11 protein-coding genes are annotated in these 10897 nt (G+C 56.8%); 3 read left to right on the forward strand and 8 right to left on the reverse strand.

Annotated features, from left to right (window positions below):
- Positions 1 to 184: 184 nt before the first annotated feature.
- Together H8S59_RS12105 and H8S59_RS12110 are read right to left on the reverse strand one after the other, a co-directional pair.
- Positions 185 to 1816, reverse strand: a complete 1632-nt coding sequence (locus H8S59_RS12105) for a methyl-accepting chemotaxis protein (protein WP_187521553.1) — start codon at positions 1814 to 1816, stop codon at positions 185 to 187.
- 556 nt (positions 1817 to 2372) lie between these two features.
- Entirely contained in the window at positions 2373 to 2996 is a 624-nt protein-coding gene (locus H8S59_RS12110; RefSeq protein ID WP_095099684.1) for a TetR/AcrR family transcriptional regulator, read from the reverse strand.
- A 168-nt stretch (positions 2997 to 3164) separates the two neighbouring features.
- On the opposite strand from H8S59_RS12110, the gene H8S59_RS12115 reads away from it, so the two are divergent.
- Both H8S59_RS12115 and H8S59_RS12120 read left to right on the forward strand, forming a co-directional pair.
- Positions 3165 to 4073 (forward strand): DUF808 family protein, encoded by a 909-nt coding sequence (locus H8S59_RS12115; RefSeq protein WP_187521554.1) that lies wholly within the window; start codon positions 3165 to 3167, stop codon positions 4071 to 4073.
- A gap of 16 nt (positions 4074 to 4089) precedes the next feature.
- Positions 4090 to 4305, forward strand: coding sequence for a glutathione S-transferase family protein (locus tag H8S59_RS12120; protein WP_246475256.1), 216 nt, complete (start codon positions 4090 to 4092; stop codon positions 4303 to 4305).
- A gap of 180 nt (positions 4306 to 4485) precedes the next feature.
- Here the strand turns inward: H8S59_RS12120 and H8S59_RS12125 are convergent, their stop codons facing one another.
- From H8S59_RS12125 to puuE, 6 genes are all read right to left on the reverse strand, one after another.
- Entirely contained in the window at positions 4486 to 5271 is a 786-nt protein-coding gene (locus tag H8S59_RS12125) for an outer membrane protein OmpK (RefSeq protein WP_095099676.1), read from the reverse strand.
- Between the two features lie 454 nt (positions 5272 to 5725).
- Positions 5726 to 7018 carry a urate hydroxylase PuuD gene (locus H8S59_RS12130; RefSeq protein WP_187521555.1) on the reverse strand — a complete coding sequence of 431 codons (1293 nt, stop codon included), beginning with the start codon at positions 7016 to 7018 and terminating at the stop codon, positions 5726 to 5728.
- Between the two features lie 45 nt (positions 7019 to 7063).
- Positions 7064 to 7567 carry an ureidoglycolate lyase gene (locus tag H8S59_RS12135; protein ID WP_187521556.1) on the reverse strand — a complete coding sequence of 168 codons (504 nt, stop codon included), beginning with the start codon at positions 7565 to 7567 and terminating at the stop codon, positions 7064 to 7066.
- Positions 7568 to 7703: 136 nt separating this feature from the next.
- The gene (gene alc, locus H8S59_RS12140) at positions 7704 to 8699 is read right to left on the reverse strand and encodes an allantoicase (RefSeq protein WP_187521557.1); all 996 of its coding nucleotides are present in this window, start codon (positions 8697 to 8699) and stop codon (positions 7704 to 7706) included.
- A gap of 42 nt (positions 8700 to 8741) precedes the next feature.
- Positions 8742 to 9257 carry a 2-oxo-4-hydroxy-4-carboxy-5-ureidoimidazoline decarboxylase gene (uraD, locus tag H8S59_RS12145; RefSeq protein ID WP_187521558.1) on the reverse strand — a complete coding sequence of 172 codons (516 nt, stop codon included), beginning with the start codon at positions 9255 to 9257 and terminating at the stop codon, positions 8742 to 8744.
- On the reverse strand, positions 9254 to 10183 hold the full coding sequence (puuE, locus tag H8S59_RS12150) for an allantoinase PuuE (RefSeq protein ID WP_187521559.1): 930 nt from the start codon (positions 10181 to 10183) through the stop codon (positions 9254 to 9256). Before puuE ends, uraD begins: the two co-directional genes overlap by 4 nt.
- A 336-nt stretch (positions 10184 to 10519) precedes the next feature.
- Between puuE and uraH the strand changes: the two genes are divergently transcribed.
- A complete protein-coding gene (gene uraH / locus H8S59_RS12155; protein WP_187521560.1) occupies positions 10520 to 10873 on the forward strand; it encodes a hydroxyisourate hydrolase in 354 nt (117 codons plus the stop codon).
- The last annotated feature ends 24 nt before the right edge of the window (positions 10874 to 10897 follow it).

The following is a 10897-nucleotide window of genomic DNA, read 5'->3' on the forward strand; positions in this document are numbered from 1 at the left end:
CTGTGGGATCCTTTACTTGTCCGCAAGCTGCTGACGTGGGACCGGCTTTAGCCGGGAAAGCTGCTTATCAGGCGACACATTTTCAGTGACGGTACTGACCTCTTCCCGGCTAAAGCCGGTCCCACGACGGCGCAGTACCCTTGCGCGCAAAAAAAGAATCTTCCACAGGTTTATAAGCCCGTTACTAAAGCCTGAACTGCCTCAACAGCCCATTCAACTGGTCGCTCATTTCTCGCAAGTGCACGCTTGCTTCCGTGGACTGTTCAGCTGCGATGGCAGTGCTCTGGGACAGCTGCGCCGCCTGGGTGACGTTCTGGTTGATGTCCTCCACCACATGGGATTGCTGCAATGTTGCGCTGGCAATTGATGCGTTCAGGCTGTTGAGGTTGCGCAGTGCCTGGCTGATCGAGGTCAGGCTTTGCCCGGCCTGATTGGCCTGCTCGATGGTCAGTTGCGATGAACGACTGCTGTCGGCGATGACTTTCACCGCGGCGTCAGAATGCTTCTGCAAGCGTTCGATCATGCTCTGAATCTCGGCCGTCGACTTCTGCGTACGCTGGGCCAGCAAGCGAACCTCATCGGCTACCACCGCAAAGCCGCGACCCTGTTCCCCGGCGCGAGCGGCTTCGATGGCTGCGTTCAGGGCCAGCAGGTTGGTCTGCTCGGCAATCGAGCTGATGACCTCAAGCACACCGCCGATTTGCGTGCTTTCCGAAGACAGCGTGCGAATCACTTCTACCGCCTGATTAATGGTGCCGGACAGGTGATCAATCTGACGCAGGCTGCTGTCGATGTTGACCTGACCCTGATGCGCCTGAGATTCGGCGTCGCGCATTTCGTTGGCGGCGTGCTCGGCGTTCTTGGCGACGTCTTGTACGCCATAGGTCACTTCGTTGACGGCAGTCGCCACCAGTTCCATTTGCTGCGACTGTTGCTGGCTGCGCGTCTGGGCCTGTTCGGCATTGGTGCCCAAATCCGAGGAGGCTTTTTCCAGACCATTGGCCGATGCCTGAAGCTGCAAGACGACACCACGCAGCTTGGCGGTAAAGGCGTTGAAATGCTTGGCCAGTTGCGTGATTTCGTCGTTGCCTTCAGTTTTCAGAGAGCGGGTCAGATCACTTTCGCCACTGGCGATGTCAGCCATGGCCTGCACGGAATCACGAAGAGGGCGGACGATGCTGCGCGCAATCAGGATGACCAGCAGCGCCATGACTGCAATGATCGCCAGGCTGAACAATGCGGCTTTGATGGTCTGTTGCTGGAATTCTGCCTTCACGTCATCAACATACACACCCGAGCCCAGAATCCAGCCCCAGGGCGCAAACAGTTTCACGTAGGAGATTTTCCGGACAGGTTCACTGGCTCCCGGCTTGGGCCAGCGGTACTGAACCATGCCTGCGCCTTTCTCTTTGGCTACGGCAACCATTTCATTGAAGACCGCGAAACCGTCCGGGTCCTTGATGGCGGACAAATCCTGACCGACCAGCTTGGCGTTCATGGGGTGCATGATCATCACTGGACGCATGTCATTGATCCAGAAGTAATCATCTTTGTTGTAGCGCATGCCGCGAATGGCATCCAGTGCCTGTTTCTGTGCGACGTCACGGGTCAGCGTCCCGGCAGCTTCCAGGCCTTGGTAGTACTCCAAAATGCCACTGGCGCTCTGCACCACATGCATGGTCTTTTCCGCTTTGGCGGCGTAAAGGTCCGTATGCACTTGTTTGAGCATGGCGGCTGTCAGGATAAACAGCATCAATACGGAGACGACGAGGATCAGCCAGAGTCTCCGGCTGATGGATAAGCTGCGCATTGTCATGACCGGTTGCTCCGTCTTATTTTTTATTGTGTAGAGCGCTGTGCGCCGTGGGATTCACACTGAAGCCAGTCCCGTCTCGATAATAGCCTTTTGATACCCGTCGTCTAGCCCATCGCTACTAAAGTGGATGTCGGCGCTGAAAGGATAAACCTGAGTGAGCGGTAGGAGATTTCTCAAAATATCGTGCGGTATAGCGAAAGGCTTACACGAGGAAGGGAATTTCGCTCTATGAGCTGCCGCATTTGAGCGGTAGATTGGATCCATCACCGAAGCGAAGGAAGCGCTTCGGGATCAGGGATGATCGACCATTGCCAGGACGGCTACTGACAGGATGTCGGAATGGTCATGCAAAAAACCCGCTTCGGCGGGTTTTTTGTTGTTTGCGGGAAAGTGAGCCTTTGAGGCTATTTGAATCCACAGATTCTGTGCGAATGACGTGGGACCGGCTTTGGCGGGAAGAGGCGGGACAGACGCTGAATCTTCATCTTCAGAAATATCGCCTTCCCGGCTAAAGCCGGTCCCACGTCAGCGCCTACCCATCATTCCAAATCCCGATTCATGCGTTCTTTGGTTCAACATCCGGGGCGCAGCCTTTCAGCACCAGCCGGATGATTGTCTGGGTTGCCGCTTCGTAATCACTGTCTTCCAGCTTCGCCTTGCCGGTGACTGTCGATATCTGCCAGTCGAAATCGGCATAGGTCTGGGTCGCAGCCCAGATCGTGAACATCAAGTGATGCGGGTCGATGGGCGCGATGAGGCCCTTGTCGATCCAGCCCTGAATACAATCGATGTTGTGCTTGGCTTGCCCGTTAAGCTGTTCCACCTGCTCGGGTGAGAGGTGCGGCGCGCCGTGCATGATTTCGCTGGCGAACACCTTCGAGGCAAACGGCAGGTCGCGGGAAATCACAATCTTCGAACGAATGTAGGCGCTGAGCACCTCGGCGGGCACGCCCTCGCGATTGAATGGCGTTGAGGCCCGCAGGATCGGCTCGATAATGCTTTCGAGCACTTCGCGGTAAAGGTTTTCCTTGGACTTGAAGTAGTAGTAGACGTTGGGCTTGGGCACGCCAGCCTTGGCAGCGATATCGCTGGTTTTGCTGGCCGCAAAGCCTTTATCGGCGAACTCTTCACTGGCGGCACGCAGGATCAGCTCTTTGTTGCGCTCGCGAATACTGCTCATAAACCAGAGGTTTCCTTGCCCGGTCGGCGGTCGCGCATGGTAGCACCCGCCTCGAGAACGTCTCAACATCGGGCAGCGACACAGGCTGCGCTGTGCTTCAATGGCGCCCGCGTGGCATCAATTGTGCTGCGCAATCGAACTTCAATGACGTATTCAAGGATATTGATTGTGGCTGCTGGAAGCTTGCTTACCCTTTTGGATGACATCGCGATGCTGCTGGATGATGTCTCTCTGGCCGCAAAGAAAACCGCGGGCGTGCTGGGCGACGATCTGGCGCTGAATGCCCAACAGGTTACCGGGGTATCCGCCGACCGGGAATTGCCCGTTGTGTGGGCGGTGGCCAAGGGTTCTTTTATCAACAAGGCAATTCTGGTGCCCGCCGCCTTGCTGATCAGTGCGTTTGCACCCTGGGCGATTCTGCCTCTGTTGATGATCGGCGGTGCTTACCTGTGTTTCGAGGGCTTTGAAAAAATTGCCCACAAATGGCTGCATCCTGAAACCGAGCAACAGCGTCAGGAGCGACGAGAGGCCGCAACGGGCAAAAATGTCGATATGGTCGCGTTCGAAAAAGACCGGATCAAAGGTGCCATTCGTACAGACTTCATCCTCTCGGCAGAAATCATCGTGCTGGCGCTTGGCGTCGTGTCCACCCGGTCGTTCCTGGATCAGGTCGGTGTGTTGGTGATTGTTGCGGTGTTGATCACTGCCGGTGTTTACGGTCTGGTAGCGGGCATCGTGAAACTGGACGATCTCGGCCTTTATCTGAAGAAAAGCGCCAAATCGGCCGTTCAAGGTATAGGTTCAGGGTTGTTGTGGCTGGCACCGGTATTGATGAAAATCCTTTCCATCGTCGGTACTGCTGCGATGTTTATGGTGGGTGGCGGTATCCTCACCCACGGTGTGCCGGTCGCTCATCACTGGATAGAAGGCGTAACCGAACAAGCGGCGCAAACGGTCGGTGGTTTTTCGATGGTTGTGCCTACTCTGCTGGACGCGGTCGCCGGTATCATCGCCGGGGCATTGGTCCTGCTGCTGGTCACGGTAGCGGGGAAAGTCTGGAAACTAATCAGGGCCTGATGGCTGGTCGACTTGAATGAATAGCCCACTGTTTTCCAGTGTTGTTGCGTATGCCCAGCAATGTGAGCGGCAGTTGGTCGAGATCCTGCATTTGCGGCCCACTCTGGATCGCAAGCAGGTGTCGGCCTGGGTCGATGAACAGAGTCACGCGCAGACCGAGAGTGATCCATTGGAGTTGCTGCGTGCGATCAACTCGAAAGTGCGGGCGGGCAAGCCGTTGCCGTGGGAGTAGATACGTAAAACTCTGGGCTCACGAGCTTCCTGTGGGAGCGAGGCTTGCCCGCGATGCATGAGACGCAGCCAGAAGACATACCGCGTTATCATTTATCGCGAGCAAGCTCACTCCTACAGGATCCATGTTTGCCGCACGGCGTCTGGACGACGGGGCGCTCCTACAGATTTCGTATTCGAATCAGAAGAACACTTTCACCAGCAAGCTTGCGGTGTTCTGGTTGGTATCAAAGAACTTGGTGTCTTCGATGCCGTATTTGTCTGACCAGTAATCGTACTCGATACCGACATACAGCTGACGGTCCGGCAGGTTGATGGCTTTGCCCAGGTCGTATTTGATTTGCGGGTTGAAGTGCACGTTGGATTTGTATTCGCCATTGCGGTCGGACTTGTTGTCCACGACCCAGTCAATGAAGCCGTCGATCAGGATGTCGGATTTGCCCACCGGGATCGTGTAGGACCAGACCGGCGTGACCTGCCAGGCGCCGTAACCCGCACGATGACCGTCGGTGTAGCGCTTGTAGAAGTTCAGCTGGAAGTAATCGAAACCCGGGATGTTCAAGTCAAAGCCCGGACCAATCAGGTACGACTCGTTATCGCCTTCGCCAAACTCGTAAGTGGCCGCCAGCAATACATCGGAGATCGGGCCGAATTCGAATTTCTGACCAAAGATCTTGCCCATGGACAGGCGCGGGGAGATTTCACCGTAATAGGTGTTATCACCGTTGGTGGCGTCGCCTTTGCCGTTATAGAAGATCTTGTCGATGAACAGGAAGTTATCGCCGTATTTCCAGCCGTCAGCGTGTTCAAAAGTGAACGTCTGCTGGTTTGACGGATTGACTGTAAAGTCGCGACCGTTGAGGTAAGTCAGGCTGTTGCTCTGCCATTGCAGCAGGCCGTCGGCCATGCTTTGTCCGGACGCCAGAAGACTGCCGGCAACTATCGCGCTGGAAATAATACGGTTCATTCAATGCTCCCCTGATGGATCGATATGGTCTTTTTTTGGGTGCTCTTTTTAGGCACTTTTCCGCGGTTAAAACATGTCTGTTTGGTCAGCTTTGACTACATAGCAAGAGCTGAGCCAATGCTGATTGAAAAGCGCACGAAAGTGCTATCGGCTGCATCTTTAACAGTCGATCGAGGCTTTTCTTCAGAAAACGTGACAGTTGACCGGCTGGTCAGTTAGTTGTCTGTTCAGTCAGCATTGCAACACGGCGGGTTTTAACGCGGCGGCGGAGGATATTGGCTGCGGGCGTTTCGTGCAAGTGCTCTGGGACGGGGCAGGGCGAACAATTGTGGGGCGTGAATTGATGTTTCATATACCTGACTGTAGGAGCTGCCGAAGGCTGCGATGGCGGTGTATCAGAGCGAACGCCATCGCAGCCTTCGGCAGCTCCTACAGTCAGGTGTTCGGCCAGCGATCAGCGGGTCTGCGCACCTGTTGTAACCCACGCCCCAATCAACTCCCGCTCCTGCTGAGTCATCTGGGTGATGTTGCCCAGTGGCATGATCTGCGAGGTCACGGCCTGGGCCTGAATGCGCGGGGCCATTTGCTTGATTTGTTCCGCGGTGTCGAACATCACGCCGGCGGGCGCAGCGCTGAACAGCTGGCTGGTGGGCCTGGCGGAATGGCAGACGGTGCAGCGTTCATGGATCACGCTCTGCACTTTCCCGAAGTCCACACCTGGGCTGGCAGCTGCAGCCTCTGCAACAGGTTCCGGAGGCGGAGCGGGGCGTACTTCGTCATGGCGATAGCCGCCGACGGCGGTGCCCGGTAATGGCTGATATTCGATCTTCGCTGCTTGCGCCGGTTTCGGCAGTGGCGCAGGGCCGGTGACGTAAGCCAGGCAGATCATGCCCAGTGCGGCGACGGGCAGGGTCCAGGCGAACTTGTGACTGTTGTGCCGCGTATTGAAGTAGTGACGGACCAGCACCGCCAATACGCCGATCCCGGCCAGGATCAGCCAGTTGTATGGGCTGCCGTAAGTGCTCGGGAAATGGTTGCTGATCATGATGAACAGCACCGGCAAGGTGAAGTAGTTGTTGTGGCGCGAACGCAGCAAGCCTTTGGCGGGCAGAGACGGATCCGGCGTGCGGTTCTCGGCGATGGCGGCTACCAATGCGCGCTGGGCAGGCATGATGATGCGGAACACATTGCCGACCATGATCGTGCCGATGATGGCGCCAACATGCAGATAAGCCCCGCGGCCGCTGAACACTTTGCTGAAGCCATACGCCGCCGCGATAACCAGTACGAACAGGATCAGGCCGAGTAGAGCAGGGCGTTTGCCCAGCGCCGAATCGCAGAGAAAGCTGTAGACGAACCAGCCAACGAACAGCGACCCCAGCCCGAGTGCCACGCCTTCCGGGCCGGACAGGCTGCTGCCTGGTGCGAGCAGGTACAAGGTCGGATTGGCGTAGAACACCAAGCACAGCATGGCCACGCCTGACAGCCAGGTGAAATAGGCTTCCCATTTGAACCAGTGCAGGTTCTCGGGCATGGTCGGCGGGGCGAGTTTGTATTTTTCCAGGTGGTAGATACCGCCACCGTGAATGGCCCATAAATCCCCGGACAGACCATCGCGCGGGTTGACCCGGTTCAGGTTGTTTTCCAGCCAGACAAAGTAGAACGATGCGCCAATCCAGGCGATGCCGACAATCATGTGAATCCAGCGCACGCTGAGATTCAGCCATTCCATCAAATGTGCTTCCACGGGGGTTACCTTCTACCTGTCGTCACTTCTCGGACGTTCAAGCTTCTACGGGTGGGGGTCGAGAACCAGCTTCTGGCTCTCAGCGAAAAAATGCTCATCGCAGTTATTGCCAGCTCCACTGCGATCAACCACCAGGAAGTCATCCCGCTTTTCGATCGTCAGCACCGGGTGGTGCCAGACGCCGCGATGGTAATTAACACCCTGCCTGCCGTTGGTAACGAAAGCGCGGGTCAGCTCTGAATCAGGTTCATCGCTAATGGGCGCGACCACGATCAGAAAAGGGTTGCCGAGCAGTGGCACAAACGCCTGACTGCCCTGCGGATGGCGCTCCAGCATGCTGATGATCAACGGCATCTGCAGCGCCTCGGCACGGAAGATACTGATGATCGCCTTGTCGTCCGGCGCCGCGGTTTGCACCTCGGCCAGACGATGAAAGCGCTGGGTCGAACCGTTGTTGATCATGAAGTGATCGCTGCCGTCGGTTTCGATGACATCTCCGAACGGGGCAAAAGCTTCTTTGGTCAACGGCTCGATGGTCAGTGTGCGCATGCTGGGTCTTCTGTTTTCGAATTCTTTGGACCCTTGTGGAGCGGTGCTTGCCCGCGATAAGGCTGGACGCGGTTCAGGATAGACCGCGGTGTTCCTATCGCGGGCAAGCACCGCTCCCACAAGGGGATCACGATGCTTACCTTACAACTTTACCCAACACCCGAAGACGGCTCACGCCACCATCCGGAAATACATTCAGACGGATATGGGTGATCGGGCCCAGTGCCTTGATCTGCTCGGCGAATTCGTGTTCGGCGTGCATGCTCAATTTCTGGCTTGGCAGCAGTTCGCGCCAGAACAGGCTCTGGGTTTCGATCTGGCTGTCAGTGCCGCCTTTGACGAACGCCCCCTGGATCGAGCAACTGTCCGGGTAGTTACCTTTGAAGTGCAGGGTATCGACCACGACTTTTTCCACTTCGCCTGCATGGCCCAACGCGATGATCACCCAGTCATTGCCAGGAGTGCGCCGACGTGCCGTTTCCCAGCCGTCGCCCATGTTCACGCCACGGCCCGGATTGAGGATATTGCTCATGCTGCCGTAATGTTCATCGGAGCATGCCAGAGCGCGACCACCGTTGAGTGCCGAGGCCAGATCGATCTGTTCGGTTTCGCCCACTGCAGACCAGTCGCGGAACGGCACGCCATACACACGCAGACGGGCAACCCCGCCATCGGGATAGATATTGAAGCGCAAATGGCTGAACGCCTGATCTGCGCTGATTTCATGGTAGTGATGGCTGTCGCCGTTCAGCTCCACGGCCGACAGGATTTCCGTCCATTGGGTGTTCTCGTCCGGCTCGCCGCTGGCCAGGAAGCACGCTTCCAGCGAGGCCGATGGCGGATAGTTACCGGTGAAATACGACGTATCGATGTCCACGCCCTTGATCGAGCCCGCCACACCCAGGCGGATCACCGCGCTGTCGTACCCCTCGAAACGCTTGCGACGCGACTCCCAGCCGTCCATCCACTTGCCGTTGTCGTCGAACACGCCTTCTTTCCACACCGCCGGAGTGGGCTGGAACAGGCGGTTGGCGTCGGCGAACCAGTCGTCAGTGACGGAAAGGATTTTGGTGCCCAGGCGCGCGTCGGCCAGGTTGACGAACTTCTCGAAGGGTGCGGCGTAAGCTTTCATTCTTTTAGGTCTGCCTTTTGATCAGTGGCCTGGGTAGGGCGGTTAGAGGGCTTGCAAACGAAACAGGGCAATCTTGTTGATCTCGGCCAGGGCGCAGGCGAATTCGGCGTCGACCGTATTATCGATGCGGGTCTCAAAGGCTGCGAGGATCTGGTGCCGGTTACTGCCTTTGACTGCCATGATGAACGGGAAGGCGAATCGGGCTTTGTAGGCGTCGTTGAGTTCGGTAAATCGTTTGAATTCTTCGGCTGTGCATTGGTGGATGCCCGCGCCAGCCTGTTCGCTGGTGCTGGCTTCGGTCAGTTGCCCTTGCACCGCCGCTTTACCGGCGAGATCCGGGTGCGCGTTGATCAGCGCGAGCTGGCGCTCATGATCGGCCCCCAGCAGGATTTTGCTCATTCGCGAATGCAGTGTCTCGATATCGTCCAGCTCGTCGATCGAACCCTGGTCGTAAGCCGCGGCTGCGACCCACGGCGAATGTTCGTAGATATCAGCGAAGGCGGCAACGAACTCATCCCGGCTCAACGTCGACGGCTTTAGTGTCTTGAAATCATTCACCGCGCAGTCTCCGGCTGATAGGGATGTTCGGCGTGCCAGTGGCGGGCGATGTCGACCCGACGGGTGAACCAGACCTGCTCGTGGCTTTTGGCGTATTCGATAAAACGCTTCAAAGAGGCCAGCCGTGCAGGGCGACCGATCAGGCGGCAATGCAAACCGATGGAAAGCATTTTGGGCGCGTCTGCACCTTCGGCATACAGCACGTCGAAAGCGTCTTTGAGGTACTGGAAAAACTGATCGCCGTTGTTGAAACCCTGCACCTGAGTGAAGCGCATGTCGTTGGTGTCCAGCGTGTAGGGAATCACCAGATGAGCCTTGCCGGTCGGGTTGTTGGGCTCCCAGTAGGGCAGGTCGTCGTCATAGGTGTCGCAGTCGTAGAGAAAGCCGCCTTCCTCCATCACCAGGCGCCGGGTATTGGGCCCGGTGCGTCCGGTGTACCAGCCCAGCGGACGTTCGCCGGTGATTTCGGTGAGGATGCGGATCGCCTTGAGCATGTGCTTGCGTTCCTTGGCTTCATCCATGTACTGATAGTCGATCCAGCGATAACCGTGGCTGCAAATCTCGTGACCGTCGGCGACCATGGCGCGGATCACATCCGGATGACGCTGGGCTGCCATGGCCACGGCAAAGATCGTCAGCGGGATATCGAATTGCTTGAACAGCTTGAGGATGCGCCACACGCCAGCGCGGCTGCCGTATTCATAAAGCGACTCCATGCTCATGTTACGCTCGCCCTGCAGCGGTTGAGCAGAGACCATCTCGGACAGGAACGCTTCGGACTCCTTGTCGCCGTGCAGGATATTGCGCTCGCCGCCTTCCTCGTAATTAAGCACGAAGGACAGTGCAATACGCGCATTACCCGGCCAGCGGGGATGGGGCGGGTTGCTGCCGTAACCGATCAGGTCGCGAGGGTAGTCAGCGCTCACTGCAGTCTTCCTTATGGATTGTGGGACAGATGCGATGGCTGGATTGTATACAAAGCGGCTTTCACTTTGTCACCTCGTTTTTTATCCAGACTGCTTGTAAAACGTTTGCAAGAAACTTGCCTAAGTAGTCAGGTAATTGCGAAAAAATCCAATTAATTCCGCGCTTCCCGATTGATCAGGCCTACAGCGGATAAGAGCTCAGAGTGGGGTTTGAGAAGTCCTATTAATTGTGTACAGGTTTTCGTTAAGGTGTCTTAATTCTGCGTTCTTCAATGCTCGCCGGCACCCAAATGGTGCGGCGTGTGGCTTTCAGATTTCAGCATGGGGCAGATCCAAATGGGTAAATTGACAACGCATGTGCTGGACGCTGCCCACGGTTGTCCCGGCAGCTCCATCAAGATCGAACTGTATCGAATCGAGGGCGCAAGCCAGGTGCTGGTTGCCTCTGCACAGACCAACCACGATGGCCGCTGCGATGCGCCCTTGCTACACGGTGAGGACTACCGCTCAGGGGTCTATCAACTGCAATTCCATGCCGGTGATTACTACCGCGCCCGCGGTGTGACGTTACCAGAGCCTGCTTTTCTCGACGTGGTGGTGTTGCGCTTCGGGATTGATGCGGGTCAGGAGCACTATCACGTGCCGCTGCTGATCTCGCCTTACAGTTATTCAACCTATCGCGGCAGTTGATCGCTCGTCCATCTGCGGAATTCA

The sequence above is a fragment of the Pseudomonas folii genome (assembly GCF_014357575.1).
GTDB lineage: Bacteria > Pseudomonadota > Gammaproteobacteria > Pseudomonadales > Pseudomonadaceae > Aquipseudomonas > Aquipseudomonas folii.